This window comes from Pseudomonas sp. BIGb0381 (assembly GCF_024809815.1).
In the GTDB taxonomy this organism is placed as follows: Bacteria; Pseudomonadota; Gammaproteobacteria; order Pseudomonadales; family Pseudomonadaceae; genus Aquipseudomonas.
In genome coordinates this window covers 541,524-567,979 of record NZ_JANUEN010000003.1, presented here as the reverse complement: position 1 = coordinate 567,979, position 26,456 = coordinate 541,524, and the positions used below count along the sequence as shown (strand labels likewise).

Sequence of the window (26,456 nt, the reverse complement as noted above, 5' to 3'; positions counted from 1 at the left end):
AGGGAGCATCACTGATTTACTGATTGGGTAGAGCGATCTATCAAGGACGTGTTGCATGTCTTTGTTCAAGCGTTCAGTCACAGAGGGGTTAGGTACGTTTTGGCTGGTGTTGGGCGGTTGCGGGAGTGCGGTGTTGGCCGCCGCGTTTCCCGCCGTCGGGATCGGATTGTTGGGCGTGGCCCTGGCGTTCGGGCTCACGGTGCTGACCATGGCGGTGGCTATCGGGCACATCAGCGGTTGTCACCTCAACCCGGCGGTATCGGTGGGGCTGGTGGTGGGCGGGAGGTTTCCGGCCAGGGAGTTACCGGCGTACATCGTGGCCCAAGTGATCGGCGGGGTAGTCGCCGCCGCATTGTTGTACTTCATCGCCAGCGGCAGGCCGGGCTTTGAACTGGCCGGTGGGCTGGCCTCCAATGGCTATGGCGAGCATTCGCCGGGCGGCTATTCAATGGCAGCGGGGTTGGTCTGTGAGCTGGTGATGACAGCCATGTTCGTGCTGATCATCCTGGGCGCCACCGACCACCGTGCCCCGAAGGGCCTCGCGCCCATCGCCATTGGCCTGGCCCTCACCTTGATCCACCTGATCTCCATCCCCGTGACCAACACCTCGGTCAACCCGGCCCGCAGTACCGGCCCGGCATTGATCGTGGGCGGGTGGGCGATCCAGCAGTTGTGGATGTTCTGGCTCGCGCCGATCCTCGGTGCGGTGGTGGGCGGTGTTATCTATCGATGGCTGGGCAAGGAGGAGCCGGCCTGAAACGCAACCCCCTACGGATTTGTGCGGTGTTGGATAAGACGGTATCTACGGAGGGCGGCTTATACGTGTCGATAAGGCAGTGCCGCCCTCGCCTCTTCGGCATACGCCGCAATCCCCACCCGCTCGCGCTCGAGGAAATCCTCCACGGCATTCTTCAACCCGGGATGACGCAGGTAGTGCCAGGACCGGGTGATCACCGGTTCAAACCCGCGAATCAATTTGTGCTCACCCTGGGCACCGGCGTCGAAGCGTTGCAAGCCATGGGCGATGGCGTAATCCATGCCCTGGTAGAAGCAGGTTTCGAAATGCAGCCGGTCGAACTCCGCCAGGCAGCCCCAGTAACGGCCGTAGAAGCTGTCGCCACCGATCAGGCTGAAGGCCATGGCCACCGGGCGTGTGCCTTGCTTGGCCAGCACCACACGGATAGCCTCGGGCATGCGCTCGGCCAGCAGGCTGAAAAATTCACGGGTCAGGTACGGTGACTGGCGGCGTACCGCATAGGTATTGGCGTAGCAGGCGTAGACAAAATCCCACTGCGCCTCGCTCAGCTCGTGGCCCTGCAACCATTCGAAGTCGATGCCCTGCCCCGCCACCTGTTCGCGTTCCTTGCGCATCTGTTTGCGCTTGCGGGAACTGAGGGCGTCGAGAAAATCCTGGAAGTCACGGTAACCGCGGTTCTGCCAATGAAACTGGCAACCCAGGCGCTGCAACCAGCCCGGCTGCTGGGCTAACGCGTCATCGGCCAAGCCGTCGGTGAAGTTGATATGGGCGCTGGAGAGCCCTTCGATTTCCAGGTAGCCCGGCAGGCTCTTCAGCAGTTCGAAACCATCGTCGGCGCTGGCAGCCAACAGGCGAGGACCGCTGACCGGGCTGAACGGCACGGCCGTCAACAGCTTGGGGTAATAGTCGATGCCGGCGCGCTCACAGGCATCCGCCCAACCATGGTCGAACACATACTCACCATAGGAATGCCACTTGCGATAACAGGGCAATGCCGCCACCAGTCGATCACCCTCCCAGTGCAACAAATGCTCAGGTTGCCAGCCCGAATGCGGTCCGACGCTCCCGCTGTCTTCCAGCGCGCTCAGGAAGGCATGCCTCACGAACGGTTGGGCCTGCGGCACCAGGGCATCCCAGGTATCCGGGGCTATTTCGGACAGGCTCAGCAGGCGTTGCAGCGGCATCGGCATCCTCACTACTTCAGGGCGTGAAAGCCTCGCGAGTATCGCTTATCGCCGGTCCGGGCACACCCCCAAATCGCCGGACAAGGCTCTAAATCAATAGTTCCATTCTTAAATAATTTGTCATCTACATGACATCACTTAGCCACTGCGCCGTCATAAACGATCGTGATACTGACGCCTGTTTTTAGAGCGCCTGGTTCTAGCAGGTGGTTATTTTTCCGTCCGTCATCGGTCGGTTGTGTCCTGGATGGTTTGCCATCCCTCCTCACTTTCGGAGATTGATATGCGTCTTGCTTCCACTAAAACTGCGGCGGTCCTGTGCGGTGGCCTGTTACTGGCCCTGAGCGTTCCGGCCAGCGCTGCAGTCGACGCTAAATTGCTCGACATGCTCAAGGCCAACGGCCAGATCACCGCTTCGCAGTACACCGAACTGCAAAACGAGTTGGCCAAAGACCAGAAAGAACAGCAGATCGCACGGCAAGCTCAACAAGAGACCAACGAACAGATCGCGGCCACCGCGAAGAAAACCAACGAGCTGAGCAGCTTCGACCAGAAGCTGGCCTGGGCCGCCAAGACTCAGTTCAAGGGTGATGTGCGCATGCGTCACGAGACCATCAAGGTCGAAGGCGAAAATGGCGTCACCCGCGCTGGCGTCACCGGCCGTGACAAGGACCGCGAACGGATCCGCGCGCGCCTCGGCGCCTACACCGAAATCAACCGACAGGTGGACACCGGTATTCGTATCGCCACCGGCGGCGGCAGCGATGCGCGCTCCACCAACCAGGACCTGGACGGCTATTTCGATAAAAAATCGATCTGGCTGGACCTCGGCTACATCGACTACCACCCCGACCAGATCAAAAACCTGCACATCATTGGCGGCAAAATGCTGCAGCCCTGGGTCAACATGGGCGATGTGATCTGGGATAGCGACATCAACCCGGAAGGCCTGGCAGTCACCTACAAGTATCCGCTGGGCGGCAACGCCGAGCTGTTCGGTAGCCTGGGCAACTACAACCTCAAGGACAACGTGGACGGTGACGGCGTGCAGTACCGCCATGACCTGCGCCTGACCACCGGCCAGTTGGGGACTCGTTTCTCGGTGACCGACAACCTGAGAATGACCCTGGGCGGCAGCGTCTACGCCTACCAGAACGATGAAGACAGCCGTGCCTCCGGCAGCAGTACCCCGAACGTGCTGGCAACCAACGGTAACACCCCCAACGGCGAGTTCCGCCTGTATGAAGGCTTCGGTCAAGTCGATATCGGCGGCCTGGCGGTCCCCCTGTCGTTGTACGGTCAGTATGTGAAAAACAACGACGCTGTCGACGATGCGGACACTGCCTGGTTGCTGGGTGCCAAGTCCCAGGTGTTCGGTTTCAACCTGGACTACAACTACCGCGACGTGCAGAAAAACGCCGTGGTGGGTGCCTTCACCGATTCGGACTTCGGCGGCGGCTTCACCGGTTCCCGTGGTCACAAGTTCAAAGTCGGCTATGACATCGACAAGAACTTCGCCGTCGGCGCGACCTACTTCCTGACCAAGACCGACACCTACAGCCGTACGCTCGTGAACGGTAGCGCCAAAGCCAACACCTTCCAGCTGGATGCAGAAGCCAAGTTCTAAAGAGAAGTGTTCAAAACCCCGGGCAAGGACGCCCGAGGTGGCTGCAACAGTCTCGCATGGGTGGATCGATCCCCATCATCCGTCCGATCCATCCACGCGAGCCTGCTTATTCCCCGCCTTTCTGATCCTTGAGCCGCTCGGCAGCCAGCCGCTGCGCCAAGGCATCCACATCCTTTACCGGGTCGTCCGGCAAAATCCGCAACGTCGCCTGCATCAGGCGCATCTGGCGGATAAACCGTCGGCAGTTCGGGCAGAACATCAAGTGATGACGCACCAGCAGACGTTCACGAAAGGTCAATTGCCCATCGAGATAGTCACTGGAACGTGCCACTTGTTCTTTACAGGTCAACATTCGCCCGTTTCCTCAAAATGCTCCACCGTGGCGAAGACTTTAAGCCGTGCTCGATGCAACAGCACGCGGACATTGGAGAGTGAGAGCGTCAGAAGATTACAGATCTCCTCCAGCTCCAGCCCCTGCCGTTCACGCAGCACCAGCACGCTGCTTTGCAGTTCGGACAAACTCAGCAACGTGTGCTCCAGGCACTCGCGCAGCTCATCCTCGGTCAGTAAGGCTTCCGGGGTGTCCTGGTGCCAGGCATACGGGGCGACGGCCCAGTGGCCATCATCGGGGGAGAATCGGTCATCGCCGATGGTACCGTGGGGCGAAGGCAAATCGTCGAGCAACACTTCCCGGCGATTCTGCTTATAGCGCCCCTTGGCAGTGTTGGCGGTGATGGTCAGCAGCCAGGTCTTGAGACTGGAACGCCCTTCGAACTTGGCCAGGTTGCGCACCACCGACAGCCAGGCGTCCTGCACCACTTCGTCGGCATGGCGCTGGCCGGCGATGGCATACGCCACCGCCCGCATTGCGCTTTGGTACGTGGTGACCAATTCCTTGTAGGCCCGTTGCTCGCCCTTGAGCAGTCGTTCAAGCAGGTGCGCGTCGTCCGCTGCTGCCATTCAAGACCTCGATTGTCTTAACGCTTACGCAGGATCACGCTACCGATCGAATAGCCTGCGCCAAACGAACTGAGTACCGCGACGGCGCCCTTGGGCAGATCGTCCTGGTAGGTGTGAAACGCAATCACCGAACCCGCCGAGCTGGTATTGGCGTAAGTATCGAGGATCACCGGGGCTTCTTCCACCGTGGCTTCGCGGCCCAGCAGTTTCTTCACAATCAGGTGGTTCATGCTCAGGTTGGCCTGGTGCAGCCAGAAGCGCTTCACATCGGCCACGTTCAACTGGTTCTCTTCCAGGTGCACGCCGATCAGCTCGGCGACCATCGGGCACACGTCGCGGAAGACTTTGCGGCCTTCCTGCACGAACAGTTTGTCGGGCGCACCGATGCCCTCTTCCGCCGCGCGGTTGAGAAAGCCGAAGTTGTTGCGGATGTTATTGGAGAACTTGGTCAGCAGCTTGGTGCTCACCACGTCGAACTGATGCTCGGAGGTCGCCAGGTCGGCGCGCTCGAGGACCACGGCCGTGGCGGCGTCGCCGAAGATAAAGTGACTGTCACGGTCGCGGAAGTTCAAGTGGCCGGTGCAGACTTCCGGGTTGACCATCAGGATCGCCCGGGCCTGGCCCAGCTGGATGCTGTTGGCGGCGTTCTGGATGCCGAAGGTCGCCGAGGAACACGCCACGTTCATGTCGAAACCGAAGCCTGCGATGCCCAGGGCTTCCTGGACTTCGATGGCGATGGCCGGGTAAGCACGTTGCAGGTTGGAACAGGCGACGATCACGCCGTCGATGTCGGCAGCGGTCTTGCCGGCGCGCTGCAGGGCCTGTTCGGCGGCACCGATGGCCATCTGGCAAAGCACCGACCACTCGTCATTGCTGCGCTCAGGCAGGCGCGGCGCCATGCGCTGCGGGTCGAGGATGCCGTCCTTGTCCATCACAAAGCGGCTCTTGATGCCCGAGGCTTTTTCGATGAATGCAGCGCTCGACTCCGTCAGCGCCTGGACTTCACCGCGCTCGATGGCGGCGGCGTTGTCCGAATTGAACTGATGCACGTAAGCATTGAAAGACTGCACCAGTTCTTCGTTGCTGATGCTGTTGGCAGGGGTGTAAAGGCCAGTGCCGCTGATGACGACGTTATGCACGATCGTTCCTCTAAATCTGTCAGGCAGATGATATTGGTACCGACGTACCAAACCGTAAGTAGTTCTATTCCGCCCAGCGGACATCAAACTGGCATCGCTTTATTCCATCGCGCCGTGGCTACACACCAGCCCATCACGACGATCCCGGCATTTATAACCGCGAAGTTTGCCACAAACCCTGGGGTTTGGCGCCATATGCCGGACAAACACCCTGATCAAAACGCCATCAAGTTTCAATGTGGGAGGGGGCTTGCCCCCGATAGCGGTGTGTCAGACAAAGATTCTGTGACTGATACACCGCTATCGGGGGCAAGCCCCCTCCCACATTTGGACCTGCTCAGTCTTGGAGACAGGGAGAGCTTCAGGGCTCTACTTGGCTCCACTGCTTGCTCAAGCGCTTGTCGGAAATCGGCACCTTGGTACCCAACTGCTGGGCAAACAACGACACCCGATACTCCTCCAACCACCAGCGATACAGCTCCAGTTGCGGGTCGCGCTTGCCTTCCTGGGTGTGCTTGTTCAAGCGGTTCTGGTACTGCGCCCACAGGCCGCCCAGCTCGCTGCTCCACACGCGGTCCTTTTGCACCTGGCTCGGCAGTTTCTCCAGGCGCAATTCAATGGCCTTGAGAAAACGCGGCAATTCCTTGAACCACTGCGCCGGGGTTTCGCGCACAAAGCCGGGATACACCAGGTTGCTCAATTGCTGCTTGATGTCGTTCAGGGCCACGGCCTGGGCCAGGTCGATCTTGCCCTTGAAGCGCTTTTGCAGGCCATGCCAGAGCTTCAGCACTTCCAGGGTCAGGCGCGCCAGGCGTTCGGCGTGTTCGGTCCAACTGCCACGCTTGCGTTCAGCCAGCGCCGCCAATCCGGCACCGTCACGCGGCAAACTGGCTTCGCCGTCCAGCACGCAGGTGTCGAGGCTGGCCAGCAGGATGTCTTCCACCAGGGCATCGATACGCCCCAGTTCGCGGTACATCAGGCCCAGTTCAGTGAGGCCGGGCAATTTGCCGCGCAGGAATTTGGCCGGTTCCGCCAATTGCTGCATCAGCAGGCGCTGCAACGCACGGCGGTGCTGGAACTCAGCCTCGGCGGCGGTGGAAAAACGTCCCTCTTTGACGGTGCCGTTTTCTTCCACCAGCGCCGGGTAGACCGTCATCGACAGCCCGGCGATCTTCTGCTGGGTTTTCTCGGCCACCGCCGCGAACACCTTGGCCTCCACCGGCTGCTGGCTTTTCGCGGTGTGCGGCACGGCCAGCGCGGCCTGGCTGGCTTCGACAAAACGCGCGGTCAACTCGGCCAGGTCGCGGCCTTCGCCAAGGAACTTGCCTTGGCCGTCGACCACTTCCAGGTTCATCTTCAGATGGTTTTCCACCTGCTGCGCCGCTTCGGCCCAGGCCTCATCGCTGACCCGCGCCCCGGTCATGCGCAGCAACTCGCGCCCCAATGCCTGGGGCAGCGAGCCCTGACCAAACTCGATGCGCTGCAGCGCCGCCTTGACGAAATCCGGCACCGGCACGAAGTTCTTGCGCAGGGCCTTGGGCAGGTTGCGCACCAGGGCGATGCACTTGGCTTCGATCACCCCAGGCACCAGCCACTCCAGACGCTCCGGCGGCAAGGCCGGCAGCAGCGGTGCCGGTACGCGCAGGGTCACGCCGTCGCGGGGGTGGTTGGGTTCGAAGTGGTAACTCAGGGCCAGTTCCAGATCGCCCAGGTGCAGGGTGTCCGGGTAATGCGCGGCAGTGACTTCACTGGCCTCGCGGGCCAGCACGTCTTCTTCGCGCATGATCAGCAACTGCGGATCTTTCTGGCTGTTGACCTTGTACCAGCTGTCAAAGGTGGCGGTCTGGTGGATCTCCGCCGGCAGCCGTGCATCGTAGAAGGCGTACAGGGTTTCTTCATCGGCCAGGATATCGCGGCGGCGCGCCTTGGCTTCCAGTTCGTCGAGTTGCTCCAGCAGTTGCTGGTTGGCCGTGAGGCACTTGGCGCGGGACTGGATCTCACCGCGTACCAGACCTTCGCGAATAAACAGCTCGCGCGACACCACCGGGTCAATCGGCCCGTAATGCACCGGCCGACGCCCGACCACGATCAGCCCGAACAGGGTGATCTGCTCGAACGCCACCACCTGGCCGCGCTTCTTCTCCCAGTGGGGTTCGAAGTGGTTCTTCTTGATCAAGTGCCCGGCCAGCGGTTCTATCCAGTCGGCATCGATCTTCGCCACCATGCGTGCATACAGCTTGGTGGTCTCCACCAGTTCGGCGGTCATCAGCCATTGCGGGCGTTTTTTGCCGATCCCCGAGGACGGGTGAATCCAGAAACGTCGCTGACGGGCGCCAAGGTAATCGCCGTCCTCGGTCTTCTGGCCGATCTGGCTGAGCAGACCGGACAGCACCGCCTTGTGCAGCTTGGGGAAGTCTGCCGGTTCTTTGTTGACGGTCAACTGCATGTCGCGACAGATCAGGCTCAACTGGCGATGGGAATCGCGCCACTCGCGCAGGCGCAGGTAGTTGAGGAAGTTCTTGCGGCACCAGTTGCGCAGCGGGCTGGCGGTCAGCTCCTGGCGCTGCTCTTCAAAGCCACGCCACAAATTGACCAGCCCGGCGAAGTCCGAATCCGGGTCCTTCCATTGTGCGTGGGCCTGATCGGCGGCCTGCTGACGCTCCGGTGGGCGCTCGCGCGGGTCCTGGATCGACATGGCACTGGCCACGATCAACACTTCCTGCAAACTGCCAAGCTTGGCGGCTTCGAGCAGCATGCGGCCCATGCGCGGGTCCACCGGCAGGCGCGCCAACTGGCGACCCAGGGGGGTCAGCTGGCTGTTACGGTCGACCGCCGAGAGTTCCTGCAACAGGTTGAAACCGTCGCTGATGGCCTTGCCATCCGGCGGCTCGATAAACGGGAAGTCGGTGATTTCGCCCAGGCGCAGGTGCAGCATCTGCAGGATCACCGCCGCGAGGTTGGTGCGCAGGATTTCCGGGTCGGTAAATTCCGGACGCCCGATAAAATCCTCTTCGCTGTACAACCGAATGCAAATCCCCGGCTCCACCCGGCCGCAACGACCTTTACGCTGGTTGGCACTGGCCTGGGAAATCGCCTCGATCGGCAGGCGCTGCACCTTGGCGCGGTAGCTGTAGCGGCTGATGCGAGCGGTGCCGCTGTCGATCACATAACGAATGCCCGGCACCGTCAGCGAGGTTTCCGCGACGTTGGTCGCCAGTACCACGCGGCGCCCTGGGTGGGACTGGAAAATGCGCTGTTGTTCGGCCGGCGACAGGCGCGCGTACAACGGCAGGATCTCGGTGTGCTTGAGCTGGGCCTTGCGCAGCATGTCGGCCGCGTCGCGAATCTCGCGCTCGCCGGGCAAAAACACCAGCACGTCGCCGGGACTGCGCCGTTCGCTGCGCTCATAGGCGGCGATTTCGTCGAGGGTGGCGAGGATCGCCTGGTCGACGGTCAGGTCGTCTTCGACACGGTTGCCTTCCTCGTCCTGTTCCAGGGTCAGCGGGCGATACCAGGTGTCGACCGGGAAGGTACGACCCGACACCTCGACAATCGGTGCGTCGTCGAAGTGCTTGGAAAAACGTTCCAGGTCGATGGTCGCCGACGTGATGATGACTTTCAGGTCCGGACGACGCGGCAGCAGGGTTTTCAGGTAACCCAGCAGGAAGTCGATGTTAAGGCTGCGTTCGTGGGCTTCGTCGACGATGATCGTGTCGTAGCGTTCCAGGTAACGGTCGTTCTGGGTTTCCGCCAGCAGGATGCCGTCGGTCATCAGCTTGATCAGGGTGTTGGCGTCGCTCTGGTCTTCGAAGCGCACCTGATAGCCGACCAACGCACCCAGCGGCGTGGCCAACTCTTCGGCGACGCGGCTGGCTACGCTGCGCGCAGCGATCCGGCGTGGCTGGGTATGGCCGATCAGGCCGTATTGGCCGCGGCCGATTTCCAGGCAGATTTTCGGCAACTGGGTGGTCTTACCCGAGCCGGTTTCGCCGGCAATGATCAGCACCTGATGCTTGAGCAGCGCGTCCTTGATCTCATCGCGCTTGGCGGCAATCGGCAGGCTGTCGTCGTAACGAATCACCGGCAGGCTGGCACGCCGCGCCGTGACCTGGGCGCAGGACGCCTGCATGCGCGTGACCCACTGCGCCAGCTTCTCCTCGTCGGGTTTCTTGCGCAGCTCGAGCAACTGGCGCCGCAAGCGGTGTCGGTCGGCGAGCATGGCGTGGTCGAGGTTTTTCAGCAGTTGGTCGATAGCGGGCGCTTGGTCAGTCATCAGGGCGGCAAGGGTCTTTTGGGTGAGGCAGGTGAGGCCTGCGCAGCGTAAGTCGTCAGAGAGGACGGGGATTGTCGCAGATTTCGACAAGTATGGAGACGGTCAGTCAATCATGACTGCGCTGACTTACCACTGAGGACGATATTTACTACGACACTGAGTGGACCATTCGGTAGTTTCAATAGCAGCAGTCCGATGGGATGGATGGCATGTGAACGGTTCAATGAGACTTCCAGACACCAACCTAATGTGAAACGGAGCCTCCATGCAGATCATGCCGTCCACTACACGCTCAGACGACCCGCCCTCTTACGCTGAAGCAATGAGTTCTCGGAACCCGCCGCCCTATGAACACCCCACAATGCCCGGGTGCCAATAGTGCAAAGCGCAAGTCATCAAAGAGGAAGGAATTGTCGAAGATTTCGGCAAGTCTGGAGACGGTCAGTCAATCACGACCGCGCTGACCTACCGCCTAAAAGGACATTTACTACGACACCGAGTGGATCATTCTGTCTTTTTAACAGCATAAGTCCGATGGAATGGATGGCGTGTGAAAGGTTCAATAAAACTTCCAGACACATCTGGCCAACCTTCATTTCTTAACGTGAACAGGAGTTTCCATGGAGATCAGTCCATCCACTACGCGCCTAGACAACCCGCCCTCCTACGCCGAAGCAACGAATCCTCGAAACCCGCCGCCCTATGAACACCCTCCCAGCTATGCGCGAGCAACAGGTACGCAGCGTTCGACGAGCAATAGCCGTACTCCATCCGCGCCAGCCACCAACCTGACAGCCAATCGAATCGCGAACTACCACACTACAAGCCAGGCCAATCGAGGAATGCGCTTCATGAGTAACCTTTAACAAAAGAAAAGCCAAGAAGACGCGTCTTTTTCCATTCGATACTTGAATACGCCATTAAAAAACATAGAAAACTATTTCACCAGAGGAATAAAGAAGCATCTCGCACTTTTGTGAGAACTCACTGATGCGCTGATGTAATATCGAAATTATATTCGGCGCGCTGTTTATCAATCATCAACAACAGTATTCATCGGAGTTTTTATGCCTATAGATCGCATGTCTTCCTCTCGTGTCGGAGGCTATGGACATTCATTTGCGGAAAAGCACCAACGTACGCCCGACAGCATGCCACAAGGTGCATCGGCGTCTTCCTCCAGCTCGTGGAAAACCATTGAAACTTTAAAAAGTCTCCCCACCGACTTCCCCACGTCCAAATTCGGTCAAAGTTACGTTGACAAGCCTATAGGTTTGCTACAGAGAAAAATTGAATTGCAGGACAAAGGATATTCAACCAAGAATATCGACAAAACGTATAAAGAATCGATGAATGACCTCTACCAGGCAACGGCTAAAGGCCAGAGGAGTTCGCCCAACGAAACAGACAGGAACCGTTTGACTAACTGGAGTGACAGGATACTGGAAACTAACAAAGACATGCCATTCCTGAAGTAAACTCAACCGAACCATTAGACATATCGACTTATAACCTGCATCACCTTGAACTACTGGCACTTTTATAATTGCCAGTAGTTTTTTTCAGTAGGCACACTCCAGGGTGTGCTAAACCACAGTGACTGAGCGGTTCAAGACACTTCTCCCCACCTGCGCCGATACGGAAACACATCAATCACCTTTCCCGCCCGAATCGTATCCTGCAGGCCTTTCCAGTAATCGGCGTTGTACAGCTCGCCGTGCAGTTGATCGAACAACTTGCGCTGGCCGGCATCGGCGAACAGAAACGGCGGGAATTCTTCCGGGAATACATCCAGCGGGCCGATGGAGTACCAGGGCTCGGACGCCATTTCGTCCTCGGGGGTACGCGGCGCGGGGATGTGGCGAAAGTTGGCCTCGGTGAGAAAGCAGATTTCGTCATAGTCATAAAACACTACGCGCCCATGGCGGGTAACGCCGAAGTTCTTCAGCAGCATGTCGCCGGGGAAGATATTCGCCGCCGCCAGTTGCTTGATCGCCAGGCCGTAGTCTTCCAGGGCTTCACGCACCTGGGCGGGGTTGGCGTTTTCCAGGTAGAGGTTCAGCGGGGTCATGCGCCGTTCGGTCCAGCAGTGGCGAATCAGCACGGTGTCGCCTTCCACTTCGACGGTGCCGGCAGCGACGTCCAACAATTCAGCCAGGCACTCGGGCTCGAACTTGCTCAGGGGAAAGCGGAAGTCGGCAAACTCCTGGGTATCGGCCATGCGCCCGACGCGATCGACGCTTTTGACCAGGCGGTACTTCTCGATCACCGTGGCGCGGTTGACGTTTTTCGACGGTGAAAATCGGTCCTTGATGATCTTGAACACGGTGTTGAAGCCCGGCAGGGTGAACACACTCATGACCATGCCACGTACGCCGGGGGCCATGATGAATTGATCGTCGGTGGTGGCCAGGTGGTTGATAAGCGCGCGGTAAAACTCCGATTTGCCGTGCTTGTAGAAACCAATCGAGGTGTACAGCTCGGCGATGTGCTTGCCCGGCAGGATGCGTTTGAGAAAGCCGACGAATTCCGCCGGCACCGGCACGTCGACCATGAAGTAGGAACGGGTGAACGAAAAGATGATCGACACCTCCGCCTCGTCGGTGATCAACGCATCGATCTGGATGCCCTGCCCTTCGCGGTGCAGCAGCGGAATCACCAGGGGCCATTGCTCGTCGCGGGTGTAGATGCGCCCTACGAGGTAGGCGCCTTTGTTGCGGTAGAGCACCGAGGAAAACAGCTCGACCTTGAGGTCCGGATCCTTGCACACCCAGTCCGGCAGGTTTTCCCGCAGTTGGATTTCGAGGCGCCCCAGGTCGGCCGCCAGATCGGCGTAGGGCTCGCTGAAACGATAGTCCGCAAAAATCTGCGCGAGCATTTCGGGAACCTGGCCGGCAGGCGCGTAGATCCGGGTTTGTGCCGCCCGTGCCCGGCGCAGGCTCGGCCGAGTGGTGTGGATGAACATGCAGCCGTCGCTGATCAGGTCATGGCTGAACAGGCCGCAGAAGATCGAGTTGTACCAGGTCTCGGACAGCTCATCGTCAAAACGCAGGTCGATCAGGCCGATGTAGGCGCTTTTCACCAGCGGCCATAGATCAATGTCGAACAATGTGCCGCCCTCGAAATTCCCACGCAGGCGCGTGGTCACTTCGCCGACCTTGTCTTCATACAGGTTGATCCGCGCCGCCGAGGCCGCTTGCCCCTGCTGCCACTGGGCCTTTTCGAAACGCTCGCGGGCGCCATCGGTGATCTGGCGAAAGTGCTCGCGGTAATCGTCGAAGCCTTCGAGGATCGTGCGGGCGATAGCGAGGGCGGGCGTGGATGTCGACATGCGGGAAACCTCTACGGGTATCTGGAAGCCCTGAGCTTAGCCAGTGTACGAAGGCAGGAGAAGGGTCATTTTTTGCACTGACTTGTACGGTTCTGTTCATTTCGTACATTTATTTTCAATTTTTTAATTCGACCATCTGGTCAATAAACGCCCCTTACAGTCACGGCGCGTTTTATCCACACGCCTTTACTATCGTGGCCTGGCCGGTAGAGGCGGGAAACCGCCAGCCAGCACGGGGGCGCACCCTCCGCAGGGCTTTGGATCCAACTAAGGGAAACCCCGATTACCACCTTAATGGCACTTTGATATACAGCGCGCCCTCTCCCACCCTAACAAGGTCCGAAGACCGATCCGGGAGCAGGTTCTAATCGCCCAAGGAGCATTGAGATGTCATTGAGGAATATGAGGATCGGTCTGCGTGCCGGCCTGAGTTTTGGGGTTTTGGCCAGCTTGCTGGTGATTGTGGGAATGTTTGGCCTGGGCCAGATGGCCAAGCTGCGCGAAAGCGCGCTGGTCATTGAACAGTCGTGGATGCCGAGCATCGAGAATATCCACGACAGCGCAGCCTTGGTGGCCACCATCCGCCTGGAATCCCTGCGCCTGGTGAGCACCGACGAATCTCGCGTGCGTGACACCAGCAGAGGCCTGATCAGCCGTACCAGCAACGAACTGCAAGCCCTGCTCGATCGCCATGAAACCTTGCTGAGCAATGACGAAGAGCGCGATCTGCTGAAAACCCTCAAGAGCAATGTCGCAACGTACCTGGCCATCGTCGGGCAGATGGTCGCGCTGGTGGACAAGGATCAACAGCAAGACGCCCTCGACCTGCTCGTCAGCCGCCTCGCCCCTCAGGGCACGATCTTGAGCCAGAGCCTGGAAAAACTGATCGTCTTTAACCAGAACGGCGTCGAAGCAGCGGCTGATTCGGCCGCACGGATGTATTCGAGCGCACAGTGGATTGTCGGCCTGATTATCGCCGTCGCCCTGATCACCACCTTACTGCTGGCCTGGCTGCTGACCCGCAGCATCACCGCGCCGATCGGCCAGGCCCTGAAGGTGGCTCGCACCATCGCCGCCGGCGACTTGAGCCAGCCGATTGTGGTGCGCGGCCATGACGAACCCGCGCAATTGCTGACCGCCTTGGCGACCATGCAAGTGCAGCTGCAGACCACCATCCGTGGCATCAGCGAATCGGCGCAGCAACTGGCTTCCGCCGCCGAAGAAATGAGCTCGGTGATGGAACAAAGCACGCGCGGCCTGCAGGCGCAGAATGATGAAATCGAGCAGGCTGCCACCGCCGTGACCGAGATGAGCACGGCGGTGGACCAGGTCGCGGGCAATGCGGTGTCCAGTGCCGAGGCGTCCCAGGCTTCCGATGAAGACAGCAAGCACGGCCACTACCAGATCAGCGAAACCATCAACTCGATCCAGAACCTGGTGGACGAAGTGCTCGGCGCCTCCAACAAGGCCGAAGGCCTGGCGCTGCAAGCCCAGGACATCAGCAAGGTGCTGGAAGTGATTCGCGGCATTGCCGGGCAAACCAACCTGCTGGCGCTCAACGCAGCGATTGAAGCGGCGCGTGCCGGTGAAGCCGGGCGTGGGTTCGCGGTAGTCGCCGACGAGGTGCGTTCGCTGGCACAGCGCACCCAGGACTCCACCGAAGAAATCGAGCAGATGATCACCGGTATCCAGCAAGGCACCCAGGATACGGTCACAGCGTTGAACAGCAGTGCCGAGCACGCCGGCCAGACCCTGCAACGGGCCAACGGCGCCGGCAGCGCCCTGGAGAAAATCACCGCCGCCATCTCGCAGATCAGCCAGCGCAACCTGGTGATAGCCAGCGCCGCCGAGCAACAGGCACTGGTAGCGCGTGATGTGGACCGCAGCCTGGTGAACATCCGCGACCTCTCCACCCAGACCGCCGCTGGCGCCACCCAGACCTCGGCCGCCAGCCAGGAACTGTCGCGGCTGGCGGTGGACCTCAATGGGCTGGTGACGCGGTTTGTTCTGTAATCAGTGAAAGCGGCGTGCAACACTCGCCGCCTTATTGATGTAGGAGCGTTCCGTGAGGCCTGTTGACACCCTTTACCTGCTGGGGCTCGCCGCCATCTGGGGCGCGAGCTTTCTGTTCATGCGCATCATCGCGCCGGAAATCGGCACGGTGCCGACCGCATTTTTCCGCGTATCGATTGCCGCCGCAGGCTTGCTGGTGATGCTGGCGGTGATGCGGGTGCGCTGGGATTTCCAGGGCAAGTTCAAGACCGTGCTATTGCTGGGGGTGATCAACTCGGGGATCCCGGCGACCATGTATTCGGTGGCGGCCCAGGTGCTGCCGGCGGGTTACTCGGCGATCTTCAATGCCACCACGCCGTTGATGGGGGTGTTGATTGGCGGGCTGTTTTTCAGTGAGCGCCTCACCGCGTCGAAAATCGCCGGGGTGTGCCTGGGCCTGTTCGGCGTGGGCGTGCTGACTCGCGCGGGGCCGGTGGCGTTTGACCTGGAATTATTGATGGGCGCACTGGCCTGCCTGTTGGCCACCACCTGCTATGGCTTTGCCGGTTTCCTCGCGCGGCGCTGGCTGGACCAGCGTGGCGGGCTGGACAGTCGTCTCGCGGCCCTGGGCAGCATGCTGGGCGCGACGCTGTTTCTGCTGCCGTTGTTTGCCTACAGCGCGATCAGCCATCCGCCCGCGAGCTGGGGTGGGTGGCAGGTGTGGCTGTCGTTGCTGGGGTTGGGGCTGGTGTGTACGGCGTTTGCTTATGTTTTGTACTTCCGACTGCTCACCGCTATCGGACCGGTGAGATCGATGACCACCACCTTCCTGATCCCGCCGTTTGGGGTGTTGTGGGGGGCGCTGTTGCTCGACGAACCATTATCAATGGCGCATTTATATGGCGGCATGTTGATTGCCGGGGCGTTGTGGCTGGTATTGCGGCCTCGAAAACCGTAGGCACCGGCTGGCCGGCGCCTACGGGGGGGTCAGTTTTTGCGGAACACGAAGACCAGCCCAATGATGATCAAGCCCATCCCCAACAGGCTAAGCACCGCCAGCCGGTTGCCGAAGATCAGGTAATCCATCACCGCCGTCACCGCCGGCACCAGGTAGAAGAGGCTGGTGACATTCACCAGGTTGCCCCTGGCGATCAGACGGTACAGCAACAGCGTTGCCAGTACCGACACCACCAGGCCCATCCACAGCACCGGCAGGTAAAAGCCGGCGTTGTGTTCAACATGGAACGGCTGGAACGGCACAAACACCGAACACAACAACAGCCCCGCCAGGTACTGCACCGGCAGGGTGCCGAGGGGGTTGTCGGTGATGCGCTTTTGCATGATCGAGCCGAAGGTCATGCTTGCCAGGGCCAACAGCCCGAACAGCATCCCGGCCAGGGACATGCCCGACAGCCCGATGCCTTGGTAGACCACCATGATCAGCCCGGCCAAGCCCAGACTCAGGCCGAACATGCGACGCCAGGAACGCTGGCGCTCCATCAGCACCACGGTGAGGATCGGCTGCACCCCCATGATGGTCGCCATGACGCCGGGGGTGACGTTGAGGTCCAGGGCCAGCAGATAGAAAATCTGATAGGCCCCCAACAACACCAATCCGGTTGCCGCCGCGTACAGCATGGGCTTGCCGGGACGCGGCAGTTTCAGCTTGAGGATCGGCACCAGCACCACCAAGCCTGCAAGGGCGACGGCAAAGCGGATCAACAGAAACGCGAAGGGTGACGCATGGGCCAGGCCCAGTTTGGAGAAGATCGCCCCGCTGCTCCACAGCAGGACAAACAGGCTCGTCGAGGCCGCCGCGGCCACGGAGTGTTTCGAAAGAACGGACATGGATACCACCTGTAATCAGGCAAAAAAAGCCGATTCAGCAGCAGATGCTGAAATTCAGTAGTTTTTTTCAGGCAGGCACAGCGGGAACAGCAACGCGCTGATCAGCCCGGAATGCCAACACCCGGCGGTGATACGACTGCGTACACCGGGGTGCTACTGACAGGTGGGGGGTAGTGACTGATCTGCGCAGGCTGCTTGTTCGCGCACGGCACGACCACAGCGTTGACCGCTGAATCGACTACCGCTATGCGCAGGGAAGCTGGCATGTGCTGATCTTTTTGAAGGGATAACGACGTGAGGACTATAACCAGCCGAAGACATGTTTTGCAATCACTTGCCCAAACCCTGTTGCGTGGAGGCGTTTTCACGTTCCGGCGCGCGGGCCGTCGCTATAATGTCGACCGTTTTTTCCCAAGGAATCCCCATGCTCGCATTGCCCTGGCTGTACCTGACGCTGCTTTCCATCGGCTATGTGCTGGCCTTGGCCTACGGGCAACTGGGCGTGCTGGCGCTGGTGTCCATCGCCCTGCTGTTGATCGCCGGCTATGCCGTACGCCAGCAACGCACGCCGTGGGCACGCAACCTCGGCCACGGGCTGTTTATCGTACTGGCCCTGAGCCTGGCAATGCACTGGTTGCCGGGGTTCTACAACGGACGCGGCATTGACCCGCAGCGCCTCACGCCTGATGCCGTGCCGTTCTCGATGTACCTGAACCAGGACAAGCCGTTGATTGGCTTTTGGTTGTTGCTGGCCTGCCCGTGGATTGTGGCGCGGCGTTCGTTGCGCTTGTCGATCTGCGTCACCGCGTTGGCGCTGGCGCTGACCGCCATCATCGCTCTGGGTGGCGCAGCCTTGCTGGGCGTGATCAGTTGGGCACCGAAATGGCCGGACCAGGCCTGGCTGTGGGTGCTCAATAACCTGCTGCTGGTGACCCTGGTGGAAGAAGCGCTGTTCCGTGGCTACATTCAAGGCGGCTTGAGCCGGCGCTTCAAACAGTTGCCCTACGGCGAAAACCTCGCGCTGCTGCTGGCGTCGCTGCTGTTCGGGCTGGTGCACGTGGGCGCGGGGTGGCATTGGGTGCTGCTGGCAAGCATCGCCGGGGTCGGTTATGGCCTGGCTTATCGGTTTGGCGGGCTGGGTGCGGCGATTGCCACGCACTTTGGCTTGAATCTGCTTCACTTCGGGTTGTTTACCTATCCGATGCTAGCGGGTTGACACCACCTCCAGAAACGAGCAACCCGCCGATTGTTGCAAAAATAAGTTAAATAAACCCCCGTTACCGCCGATACCCATTGAAAGCCTTGCGGATTGAACAATCATGCGTAATAACCAACCCGTTACCCAGCGCGAACGTACCTTCCCCGCTCAGCAACGGTTGATCTCCACCACAGATGCCAAAGGCGTGATCACCTACTGCAACGACGCTTTCGTTGAAATCAGTGGGTTCTCTCGCGACGAACTGGTGCGTGCGCCGCACAATCTGGTCCGTCACCCGGACGTGCCAGCGGCCGTGTTCGGGCATATGTGGACCACGCTCAAACAAGGCTTGCCATGGATGGGCATCGTTAAGAACCGTTGCAAGACGGGCGATCACTACTGGGTTAACGCCTATGTGACGCCGGTCTTTGAAGGCAATCAGGTGGTCGGCTACGAATCGGTGCGCATCAAGCCCACTGCCGAGCAGATCCGCCGTGCCGAGGCGCTCTACCAACGCATCAACCAGGGCAAGTCGGCCGTTCCCCAGCGGGACAAGTGGTTGCCGGTGTTGCAGGACTGGGTGCCGTTTATCCTGATCAGCCAGTTAAGCTTCATGATCGGTGCGTCGCTCAACTCCCACTGGGGCTTTGCCCTGGCGGCGGGGTTGTCGGTGCCATTGGGGCTGCTGGGCCTGAGTTGGCAACAGCGCGGTCTCAAGCGCTTGCTGCGTCTGGCCGAGCAGACCACGTCCGACCCGTTGATCGCACAGATGTACACCGACAGCCGTGGCGCCCAGGCACGCCTGGAGATGTCGATCCTCAGCCAGGAGGCGCGTCTGAAGACCTGCCTGACGCGTTTGCAGGACACTGCCGAGCACCTCAACGACCAAGCGGCGCAGTCCAACACCCTGGCGCATAACAGCTCCAGCGGCCTGGAACGCCAGCGCGTGGAAACCGAACAGGTGGCCACTGCGGTCAACCAGATGGCGGCGACCACCCAGGAAGTGGCCAGCCATGTGCAGCGCACCGCCGATGCTACCCAGGAAGCCAATCGCCTGACCGGTCGCGGTCGCTCTATTGCCGGGGAAACCCGCGAGGCGATTCAGCGTCTGTCGGTGGCCGTGGGCGAGACCGGCGTGACCGTCACCCAACTGGCCAAGGACAGTGATGAGATCGGCGGCGTAGTCGACGTGATCAAAGGCATTGCCGACCAAACCAACCTGCTGGCGCTCAACGCCGCCATTGAAGCGGCGCGTGCCGGAGAGATGGGCCGTGGTTTTGCGGTGGTCGCCGATGAAGTCCGCCAACTGGCGCAGCGCACCACTGAGTCGACCGGGCAGATCCATGCCCTGATCGCCAAGCTGCAGCAAACCGCTGCCGCCGCCGTGCAAACCATGGATGCCGGGCATCGCCAGGCCGAAGAAGGTGTGGCGCGGGTGATGGAGGCGGATCAGGCGTTGGTGGGCATCAGTGAAGCGGTGGCACATATCACCGACATGACCACCCAGATTGCAGCCGCCACCGAAGAGCAAAGCTCGGTAGCCGAAGAGATCAGCCGTAATATCAGCACCATTGCGCTGTTGGCGGATCAGACTTCGGAGCAGGCGATGAACTCGGCGCAGTTGAGTGAAGAGCTGACGCATACGGCGAATACCCAGTATTCGTTGGTCGAGCGTTTCAACCGGTAGACCGCTATCGGGAGCAAGCCCCCTCCCACAGTTAACCGCGTACATCCCTTGGAATGCGGTCGAATGTGGGAGGGGGCTTGCTCCAGATTGGCCCTAACAGGCGCTGAGAAACTCAGCCACTTGCACGGCCGCAGCCTCCAAATGCTGCTCATGCGTAAACCCCGAAGCCTTCAACGGCTTCAAGTCATGATCCCCCGCCTCCAGCCACATCACCTCGATGCTCGGCGACAAATCATAGCCTTCCACCGCCACCCGATTACCCAAGGCATCGCGCTCGCCCTGCACAATCAGCGTCGGCGTGTTCAGCCCGGCCAGGTGCTCGACCCGGGGTTTCTCCGGTTTCCCCACTGCATAGAACGGATACCCCAGGCACACCAGCCCATCTGCCGCCAATTCATCCGCCAACAGACTCGCCATGCGCCCACCCATGGACTTGCCGCCAATGGCCAGTTTCCCAGCGACATGACGTCGCACCTCGGCATACACCCCGCGCCACGCCTCCAACAGTTTCGGCGCCGGGTTGGGCGGGCGTTTACCGCCGTCCAATCGACGTTGAGCCATGTAGGGAAACTCGAAGCGCAACACGTTGACGCCATGCCCGGCAAGGCGTGCAGTCATGTCGTTCATGAAGGATGAGTCCATCGGTGCGCCGGCGCCATGGGCAAGGATCAGCGTCACGCAATCACCCGAAGCAGCGCCCGACGCGACATCCCAAAGCCAGCCATGTTCCCGCACACACTGCGCCCATTGATCCCCGTCAATACTGGCCTTGTGCTCTTTGCCCATGCTTGCCTCGCTATTCAGTCTGCCTATAACTCCAGCCCAAGTGCCGCATCTGCTTGGGTTGAACCGTGGATGGGGAACCATGAACACTACTTTAAGTACCGCCTATAACTACAAGGTGGTCCGCCAATTCGCCATTATGACGGTGGTGTGGGGCATCGTCGGCATGGGGCTCGGGGTTTTTCTCGCCGCCCAATTGGTTTGGCCCGCGCTCAACTTCGACTTGCCCTGGACCAGCTTCGGCCGCCTGCGCCCACTGCACACCAACGCGGTGATCTTCGCGTTCGGTGGCTGTGCGCTGTTCGCCAGCTCCTTCTACTCGGTGCAGCGTACCTGCCAAACCCAGCTGTTCGCGCCGAAAATCGCCGCGTTCTGCTTCTGGGGCTGGCAGTTGGTCATTCTTTTGGCCGCAATCACCTTGCCGCTGGGTTACACCAGCTCCAAGGAATACGCCGAGCTGGAATGGCCGATCGATATCCTGATCACCATCGTCTGGGTGGCCTACGCCATTGTGTTCTTTGGCACCGTGGCCAAGCGCACCACCAAGCACATCTACGTCGGTAACTGGTTCTTCGGTGCGTTCATCATCACCGTGGCGATCCTGCATATCGTCAACAACCTGGAAATCCCGGTCAGCCTGACCAAGTCCTACTCGCTGTATGGCGGTGCGACAGATGCCATGGTGCAGTGGTGGTATGGACATAACGCGGTAGGCTTTTTCCTCACCGCCGGTTTCCTCGGGATGATGTACTACTTCGTGCCGAAACAGGCCGAGCGTCCGGTGTATTCCTATCGCCTGTCCATCGTGCACTTCTGGGCACTGATCACCCTGTACATCTGGGCCGGTCCTCACCACCTGCACTACACCGCGCTGCCGGACTGGGCACAGTCGCTGGGCATGGTGATGTCGCTGGTACTGCTGGCTCCGAGCTGGGGCGGCATGATCAACGGCATGATGACCCTGTCGGGCGCCTGGCATAAGTTGCGCAGCGACCCGATCCTGCGCTTCCTCGTGGTGTCCCTGGCGTTCTACGGCATGTCGACCTTCGAAGGGCCGATGATGGCGATCAAGACCGTCAACTCGCTGTCCCACTACACCGACTGGACCATCGGCCACGTACACGCCGGCGCCCTCGGCTGGGTAGCGATGATCTCCATCGGCGCGCTGTACCACATGATCCCGAAAGTCTTCGGTCGCGAGCAGATGTACAGCCTCGGCCTGATCAACGCGCACTTCTGGCTGGCCACCATCGGCACCGTGCTCTACATCGCTTCGATGTGGGTCAACGGCATCGCCCAGGGCCTGATGTGGCGTGCGATCAACGACGACGGCACCTTGACCTACTCCTTCGTCGAAACCCTGGTGGCCAGCCACCCAGGCTTCATCGTGCGGTTGGTGGGCGGTGCGGTGTTCCTCAGCGGCATGTTGCTGATGGCTTACAACACATGGCGCACCGTGCGCTCGGCACAACCTGTCGAAGCCGCCCCTGTCGCGCAGATGGCCTGAGGAGTCAGTGATGAAACACGAAACGATTGAAAAAAACGTCGGCCTGCTGATGCTGCTCATGGTGCTCGCCGTGAGCATCGGCGGCCTGACCCAGATCGTCCCGCTGTTCTTCCAGGACGTGACCAACAAGCCGGTCGAAGGCATGAAGCCCTACACCGCGCTGCAACTGGAAGGCCGCGACATCTACATCCGTGAAGGCTGCGTACAGTGCCACTCGCAGATGATCCGTCCGTTCCGCGCCGAGACCGAGCGCTACGGCCACTACTCGGTCGCCGGTGAAAGCGTGTGGGACCACCCGTTCCTGTGGGGCTCCAAGCGTACCGGGCCAGACCTGGCACGCGTCGGCGCACGCTACTCGGACGACTGGCACCGCGCGCACTTGTACAACCCGCGCAACGTAGTGCCTGAGTCGAAAATGCCGGCCTACCCATGGTTGGTCACGGCTGCGGTCGACAACAGCCACACCGAGACCAAGTTGAAAGTGATGCGCACCCTCGGCGTGCCGTACACCGACGACGACATCAGTGCCGCCGTGGCCAGCCTCAAGGGCAAGACCGAAATGGACGCGCTGGTTTCGTACCTGCAAGTACTCGGCACTGCCATCAAGAGCAAGAGGTGAGCCATGGGATTTGAATTCGATGCGGGCACCATCCGCGGCCTCGGCACGCTGGTGGTCGCCATCGCCTTTATCGGCCTGTCGCTGTGGGTATTCAACAACCGGCGCAACGCGGAATTCGAGGAAGCGCGCCTGCTGCCCTTCGCCGATGAACCTTCGCCATCCGACGCTCACCAAGAGCCTGCAACAAGGAGCAACCGGCCATGACTACCTTCTGGAGTACATGGATCTGCGTACTGACCATCGGCAGCCTGATCGGCCTGACCTGGCTGTTGTTCGCCACCCGCAAGGGCGAGACCAAGGGCAGTGTCGACCAGACCATGGGCCACGCCTTCGACGGTATCGAGGAATACGACAACCCCCTGCCCCAGTGGTGGTTCATGTTGTTCGCCGGCACCCTGGTGTTTGCCGTCGGCTACCTGATCCTCTACCCGGGCCTGGGCAACTGGAAAGGCGTGTTGCCGGGCTATGAAAACGGCTGGACATCGGCCAAGGAGTGGGACAAGGAGATGGCCAAGGCCGACACCAAGTTCGGGCCGATCTTCGCCAAATTCTCAGCCATGCCCGTGGCAGAAGTCGCCAAAGACCCTCAAGCGCTGAAAATGGGCGGCCGCCTGTTCGCCTCCAACTGCGCGGTGTGCCACGGCTCGGATGCCAAGGGCGCATTCGGCTTTCCAAACCTGGCTGACAACATCTGGCGTTGGGGCGGTTCGGCCGAAGCGATCAAGACCACCATCATGAACGGTCGCCACGCGGCGATGCCGGCCTGGGGTGAGATACTGGGCGACGAGGGCGTGAAAAACGTCGCGGCCTATGTGCGTCACGATATCGCCAAGTTGCCATTGCCGGCCGACAGCACTGCCGACCTGGCTGCCGGCCAAGCCGCGTTCAACACCACCTGCGTGGCCTGCCACGGTCCACAAGGCCACGGCATGGAAGCCATGGGCGCGCCGAACCTGACCCTGCCTGCCGGTTACATCTACGGCACCAGCCTCGCGCAGTTGCAGCAGACCATTCGCCACGGCCGCCAAGGCCAGATGCCAGCGCAGGAAGCGCTGCAGGGCAATGACAAAGTGCACCTGCTCGCCGCCTACGTTTACAGCCTGTCCCATAACGCTGATGGTGCAACGCCAGAAAGCCCCGCTCAGTAACACCTGACTGCCGCCCCAATTTGGGGCGGCAGCTCTACCGCGCTACGCGACCAAGTGTCGCACCCTTCCAAAGCACACCTTTCCCCTCCTGCCATTCGGGTCTACGCTTGCTTGCACAGCGGACCGATCCTGGCGTACGCGACGACAGTCGTTGCGAACCCCAAAATTTCCTGTCCACTTGATCAGCTTTCGATTTCGGATTTTATCCTTACGCCAAACATGGAAAGGGCGCAGAATCTGGCGTGGAACGCATTGACACAGGTCAGCCTTGCGTTGCAATGGCCCCTTGCTTTCTACATACTTGCGGCCGAATTTTACCTATAAAAAAACCTAAACCGTGGAACCTTAGAATGAGCACAGCAATCAGTCCGACTGCTTATAACTATAAGGTAGTCCGCCAGTTCGCCATCATGACGGTGGTCTGGGGGATCCTTGGCATGGGGCTCGGGGTGTTCATCGCCTCGCAACTGGTTTGGCCGGAATTGAATTTCGGCTTGCCATGGACAACCTTCGGCCGCCTGCGCCCGCTGCACACCAACCTGGTGATTTTCGCCTTCGGCGGATGTGCATTGTTTGCCACCTCCTACTATGTCGTGCAGCGAACCTGCCAGACGCGACTCATCTCCGACAGCCTTGCAGCCTTCACCTTCTGGGGTTGGCAAGCGGTCATCGTCGGCGCCATCGTCACCTTGCCGCTGGGCTACACCACCACCAAGGAGTACGCCGAGCTGGAATGGCCGATCGCGATTTTGCTCGCCATCGTCTGGGTGACCTACGCGGTGGTGTTCTTCGGCACCATCGTCAAGCGCAACACCAAGCACATCTACGTGGGTAACTGGTTCTACGGTGCCTTCATCCTGGTGACGGCGATGCTGCACATCGTCAACCATGCCTCGTTGCCGGTCAGCCTGTTCAAGTCCTACTCGGCCTACGCCGGGGCAACGGACGCGATGATCCAGTGGTGGTACGGCCACAACGCGGTGGGTTTCTTCCTCACCACCGGTTTCCTGGGGATGATGTACTACTTCGTGCCGAAACAGGCCGAACGTCCTATTTACTCCTACCGCCTGTCCATCGTGCACTTCTGGGCGCTGATCACCCTCTACATCTGGGCCGGTCCTCACCACCTGCACTACACCGCGCTGCCGGACTGGGCGCAGTCCCTGGGCATGGCGATGTCGATCATCCTGCTGGCCCCGAGCTGGGGCGGCATGATCAACGGCATGATGACGCTGTCGGGGGCCTGGCATAAGCTGCGCACCGATCCGATCCTGCGCTTCCTCGTGGTGTCCCTGGCGTTCTACGGCATGTCGACCTTCGAAGGGCCGATGATGGCGATCAAGACCGTCAACTCGCTGTCCCACTACACCGACTGGACCATCGGCCACGTACACGCCGGCGCCCTCGGCTGGGTAGCGATGATCTCCATCGGCGCGCTGTACCACATGATCCCCAAACTGTTCGGCCGCGTGCAGATGCACAGCGTCGGGCTGATCAACGCGCACTTCTGGCTGGCCACTATCGGTACCGTGCTCTACATCGCCTCGATGTGGGTTAACGGCATCACCCAGGGCCTGATGTGGCGTGCAATCAACGATGACGGCACCCTCACCTACTCCTTTGTCGAAGCGCTGCAAGCCAGCCACCCTGGCTTCATCGTCCGCGCCATTGGTGGTGCGTTCTTTGCCAGCGGCATGCTGTTAATGGCCTACAACGTCTGGCGCACCGTGCGTGCCTCGGACCCGGCAGAAGCCGAAGCCGCCGCCAAGATCGCCGTTGTGGGAGCCCACTGATGAAGCATGAAGTAGTCGAGAAGAATATCGGCCTGCTGGCCTTCTTCATGGTCATCGCCGTGAGCATCGGCGGCCTGACCCAGATCGTTCCGCTGTTTTTCCAGGACGTGACCAACAAGCCGGTCGAAGGCATGAAGCCGCGCACTGCCCTTGAACTGGAAGGCCGCGACGTCTACATCGCCAACGGTTGTGTCGGCTGCCACTCGCAGATGATCCGCCCGTTCCGCGCCGAAACCGAACGCTACGGCCACTACTCGGTCGCCGGTGAAAGCGTGTGGGACCACCCGTTCCTGTGGGGTTCCAAGCGCACCGGCCCGGACCTGGCGCGTGTTGGCGGGCGTTACTCCGATGACTGGCAGCGTGCGCACCTGTACAACCCGCGCAACGTGGTGCCTGAGTCGAAAATGCCGGCGTACCCGTTCCTCGTGGAAAACAAGCTCGACGGCAAGGACACCGCGAAGAAGATGGAAGTCTTGCGCACCCTGGGCGTGCCCTACACCGACGAAGACATCGCCGGTGCAGCCGCAGCCGTGAAGGGCAAGACCGAAATGGACGCATTGGTGGCCTACCTGCAAGGCCTGGGCACCATCATCAAAAGCAAACGGTGATT

Annotated in this window: 21 protein-coding genes; 13 read left to right on the top strand and 8 right to left on the bottom strand. The window is 60.4% G+C overall.

What is annotated here, in order from left to right; all coding sequences use genetic code 11:
* Nucleotides 1-55 precede the first annotated feature (55 nt).
* Nucleotides 56-757: an aquaporin Z gene (gene aqpZ / locus M2397_RS12690; RefSeq protein ID WP_131698647.1), complete on the top strand. Its 702-nt coding sequence runs from the start codon at nt 56-58 to the stop codon at nt 755-757.
* A gap of 59 nt (nt 758-816) precedes the next feature.
* Here the strand turns inward: aqpZ and M2397_RS12685 are convergent, their stop codons facing one another.
* Entirely contained in the window at nt 817-1,941 is a 1,125-nt protein-coding gene (locus M2397_RS12685) for a GNAT family N-acetyltransferase (protein WP_145337001.1), read from the bottom strand.
* A 283-nt stretch (nt 1,942-2,224) separates the two neighbouring features.
* Between M2397_RS12685 and M2397_RS12680 the strand changes: the two genes are divergently transcribed.
* Nucleotides 2,225-3,568 (top strand): putative porin, encoded by a 1,344-nt coding sequence (locus tag M2397_RS12680; RefSeq protein ID WP_131698649.1) that lies wholly within the window; start codon nt 2,225-2,227, stop codon nt 3,566-3,568.
* Nucleotides 3,569-3,674: 106 nt separating this feature from the next.
* On the opposite strand, the gene M2397_RS12675 is transcribed toward M2397_RS12680, so the two are convergent.
* The 4 genes from M2397_RS12675 to hrpA all read right to left on the bottom strand — a co-directional run bounded on the left by M2397_RS12675 (nt 3,675) and on the right by hrpA (nt 9,940).
* The gene (locus M2397_RS12675; protein WP_131698650.1) at nt 3,675-3,920 is read right to left on the bottom strand and encodes an anti-sigma factor; all 246 of its coding nucleotides are present in this window, start codon (nt 3,918-3,920) and stop codon (nt 3,675-3,677) included.
* Nucleotides 3,914-4,528, bottom strand: coding sequence for an RNA polymerase sigma factor (locus tag M2397_RS12670; RefSeq protein WP_167656961.1), 615 nt, complete (start codon nt 4,526-4,528; stop codon nt 3,914-3,916). The genes M2397_RS12675 and M2397_RS12670 overlap by 7 nt, the downstream gene beginning before the upstream one ends.
* 17 nt (nt 4,529-4,545) lie before the next feature.
* Nucleotides 4,546-5,667 (bottom strand): beta-ketoacyl-ACP synthase III, encoded by a 1,122-nt coding sequence (locus M2397_RS12665; RefSeq protein ID WP_131698652.1) that lies wholly within the window; start codon nt 5,665-5,667, stop codon nt 4,546-4,548.
* Nucleotides 5,668-6,028: 361 nt separating this feature from the next.
* Complete coding sequence (gene hrpA / locus M2397_RS12660) at nt 6,029-9,940, bottom strand: ATP-dependent RNA helicase HrpA (protein WP_131698653.1); 3,912 nt, start codon at nt 9,938-9,940, stop codon at nt 6,029-6,031.
* Between the two features lie 1,067 nt (nt 9,941-11,007).
* Between hrpA and M2397_RS12655 the strand changes: the two genes are divergently transcribed.
* Complete coding sequence (locus M2397_RS12655; RefSeq protein WP_131698655.1) at nt 11,008-11,418, top strand: hypothetical protein; 411 nt, start codon at nt 11,008-11,010, stop codon at nt 11,416-11,418.
* Between the two features lie 131 nt (nt 11,419-11,549).
* On the opposite strand, the gene aceK is transcribed toward M2397_RS12655, so the two are convergent.
* Nucleotides 11,550-13,271 carry a bifunctional isocitrate dehydrogenase kinase/phosphatase gene (gene aceK / locus M2397_RS12650; RefSeq protein WP_131698656.1) on the bottom strand — a complete coding sequence of 574 codons (1,722 nt, stop codon included), beginning with the start codon at nt 13,269-13,271 and terminating at the stop codon, nt 11,550-11,552.
* A gap of 387 nt (nt 13,272-13,658) precedes the next feature.
* Here aceK and M2397_RS12645 point away from each other — a divergent pair, with 387 nt between their 5' ends.
* Nucleotides 13,659-15,284: a methyl-accepting chemotaxis protein gene (locus tag M2397_RS12645; RefSeq protein WP_131698657.1), complete on the top strand. Its 1,626-nt coding sequence runs from the start codon at nt 13,659-13,661 to the stop codon at nt 15,282-15,284.
* Nucleotides 15,285-15,336: 52 nt separating this feature from the next.
* Nucleotides 15,337-16,221: a DMT family transporter gene (locus M2397_RS12640; RefSeq protein WP_131698658.1), complete on the top strand. Its 885-nt coding sequence runs from the start codon at nt 15,337-15,339 to the stop codon at nt 16,219-16,221.
* 29 nt (nt 16,222-16,250) lie between these two features.
* Here the strand turns inward: M2397_RS12640 and M2397_RS12635 are convergent, their stop codons facing one another.
* A complete protein-coding gene (locus tag M2397_RS12635) occupies nt 16,251-17,111 on the bottom strand; it encodes a DMT family transporter (protein WP_184743624.1) in 861 nt (286 codons plus the stop codon).
* 424 nt (nt 17,112-17,535) lie between these two features.
* Between M2397_RS12635 and M2397_RS12630 the strand changes: the two genes are divergently transcribed.
* Entirely contained in the window at nt 17,536-18,327 is a 792-nt protein-coding gene (locus M2397_RS12630) for a CPBP family intramembrane glutamic endopeptidase (protein WP_131699644.1), read from the top strand.
* A gap of 103 nt (nt 18,328-18,430) precedes the next feature.
* Nucleotides 18,431-19,996, top strand: a complete 1,566-nt coding sequence (locus M2397_RS12625) for a PAS domain-containing methyl-accepting chemotaxis protein (protein ID WP_145337006.1) — start codon at nt 18,431-18,433, stop codon at nt 19,994-19,996.
* A gap of 93 nt (nt 19,997-20,089) precedes the next feature.
* Here M2397_RS12625 and M2397_RS12620 read toward each other — a convergent pair whose 3' ends face one another.
* Nucleotides 20,090-20,782, bottom strand: a complete 693-nt coding sequence (locus M2397_RS12620; protein WP_145337007.1) for an alpha/beta family hydrolase — start codon at nt 20,780-20,782, stop codon at nt 20,090-20,092.
* Nucleotides 20,783-20,861: 79 nt separating this feature from the next.
* Between M2397_RS12620 and ccoN (M2397_RS12615) the strand changes: the two genes are divergently transcribed.
* The 6 genes from ccoN (M2397_RS12615) to ccoO (M2397_RS12590) all read left to right on the top strand — a co-directional run bounded on the left by ccoN (M2397_RS12615) (nt 20,862) and on the right by ccoO (M2397_RS12590) (nt 26,454).
* The gene (gene ccoN, locus M2397_RS12615; protein ID WP_131699647.1) at nt 20,862-22,286 is read left to right on the top strand and encodes a cytochrome-c oxidase, cbb3-type subunit I; all 1,425 of its coding nucleotides are present in this window, start codon (nt 20,862-20,864) and stop codon (nt 22,284-22,286) included.
* A gap of 10 nt (nt 22,287-22,296) precedes the next feature.
* Nucleotides 22,297-22,905, top strand: coding sequence for a cytochrome-c oxidase, cbb3-type subunit II (gene ccoO / locus M2397_RS12610; RefSeq protein ID WP_090400253.1), 609 nt, complete (start codon nt 22,297-22,299; stop codon nt 22,903-22,905).
* Between the two features lie 3 nt (nt 22,906-22,908).
* Nucleotides 22,909-23,109, top strand: a complete 201-nt coding sequence (locus tag M2397_RS12605) for a cbb3-type cytochrome c oxidase subunit 3 (RefSeq protein ID WP_145337008.1) — start codon at nt 22,909-22,911, stop codon at nt 23,107-23,109.
* Nucleotides 23,106-24,053, top strand: a complete 948-nt coding sequence (ccoP, locus tag M2397_RS12600; protein ID WP_131699649.1) for a cytochrome-c oxidase, cbb3-type subunit III — start codon at nt 23,106-23,108, stop codon at nt 24,051-24,053. The genes M2397_RS12605 and ccoP overlap by 4 nt, the downstream gene beginning before the upstream one ends.
* Nucleotides 24,054-24,403: 350 nt before the next feature.
* Nucleotides 24,404-25,846, top strand: a complete 1,443-nt coding sequence (ccoN, locus tag M2397_RS12595) for a cytochrome-c oxidase, cbb3-type subunit I (protein WP_131699650.1) — start codon at nt 24,404-24,406, stop codon at nt 25,844-25,846.
* Nucleotides 25,846-26,454, top strand: coding sequence for a cytochrome-c oxidase, cbb3-type subunit II (gene ccoO / locus M2397_RS12590; protein ID WP_003193167.1), 609 nt, complete (start codon nt 25,846-25,848; stop codon nt 26,452-26,454). Before ccoN (M2397_RS12595) ends, ccoO (M2397_RS12590) begins: the two co-directional genes overlap by 1 nt.
* Nucleotides 26,455-26,456 lie beyond the last annotated feature (2 nt).

Excerpts from the sequence above, each read along its gene's own strand:
- aqpZ (WP_131698647.1), top strand. The coding sequence starts at position 56 with ATGTCTTTGTTCAAGCGTTCAGTCACAGAGGGGTTAGGTACGTTTTGG.
- M2397_RS12685 (WP_145337001.1), bottom strand. The coding sequence starts at position 1,941 with ATGCCGCTGCAACGCCTGCTGAGCCTGTCCGAAATAGCCCCGGATACC.
- M2397_RS12680 (WP_131698649.1), top strand. The coding sequence starts at position 2,225 with ATGCGTCTTGCTTCCACTAAAACTGCGGCGGTCCTGTGCGGTGGCCTG.
- M2397_RS12675 (WP_131698650.1), bottom strand. The coding sequence starts at position 3,920 with ATGTTGACCTGTAAAGAACAAGTGGCACGTTCCAGTGACTATCTCGAT.
- M2397_RS12670 (WP_167656961.1), bottom strand. The coding sequence starts at position 4,528 with ATGGCAGCAGCGGACGACGCGCACCTGCTTGAACGACTGCTCAAGGGC.
- hrpA (WP_131698653.1), bottom strand. The coding sequence starts at position 9,940 with ATGACTGACCAAGCGCCCGCTATCGACCAACTGCTGAAAAACCTCGAC.
- M2397_RS12655 (WP_131698655.1), top strand. The coding sequence starts at position 11,008 with ATGCCTATAGATCGCATGTCTTCCTCTCGTGTCGGAGGCTATGGACAT.
- aceK (WP_131698656.1), bottom strand. The coding sequence starts at position 13,271 with ATGTCGACATCCACGCCCGCCCTCGCTATCGCCCGCACGATCCTCGAA.
- M2397_RS12645 (WP_131698657.1), top strand. The coding sequence starts at position 13,659 with ATGTCATTGAGGAATATGAGGATCGGTCTGCGTGCCGGCCTGAGTTTT.
- M2397_RS12635 (WP_184743624.1), bottom strand. The coding sequence starts at position 17,111 with ATGTCCGTTCTTTCGAAACACTCCGTGGCCGCGGCGGCCTCGACGAGC.
- M2397_RS12630 (WP_131699644.1), top strand. The coding sequence starts at position 17,536 with ATGCTCGCATTGCCCTGGCTGTACCTGACGCTGCTTTCCATCGGCTAT.
- M2397_RS12625 (WP_145337006.1), top strand. The coding sequence starts at position 18,431 with ATGCGTAATAACCAACCCGTTACCCAGCGCGAACGTACCTTCCCCGCT.
- M2397_RS12620 (WP_145337007.1), bottom strand. The coding sequence starts at position 20,782 with ATGGGCAAAGAGCACAAGGCCAGTATTGACGGGGATCAATGGGCGCAG.
- ccoN (WP_131699647.1), top strand. The coding sequence starts at position 20,862 with ATGAACACTACTTTAAGTACCGCCTATAACTACAAGGTGGTCCGCCAA.
- ccoO (WP_090400253.1), top strand. The coding sequence starts at position 22,297 with ATGAAACACGAAACGATTGAAAAAAACGTCGGCCTGCTGATGCTGCTC.
- M2397_RS12605 (WP_145337008.1), top strand. The coding sequence starts at position 22,909 with ATGGGATTTGAATTCGATGCGGGCACCATCCGCGGCCTCGGCACGCTG.
- ccoP (WP_131699649.1), top strand. The coding sequence starts at position 23,106 with ATGACTACCTTCTGGAGTACATGGATCTGCGTACTGACCATCGGCAGC.
- ccoN (WP_131699650.1), top strand. The coding sequence starts at position 24,404 with ATGAGCACAGCAATCAGTCCGACTGCTTATAACTATAAGGTAGTCCGC.
- ccoO (WP_003193167.1), top strand. The coding sequence starts at position 25,846 with ATGAAGCATGAAGTAGTCGAGAAGAATATCGGCCTGCTGGCCTTCTTC.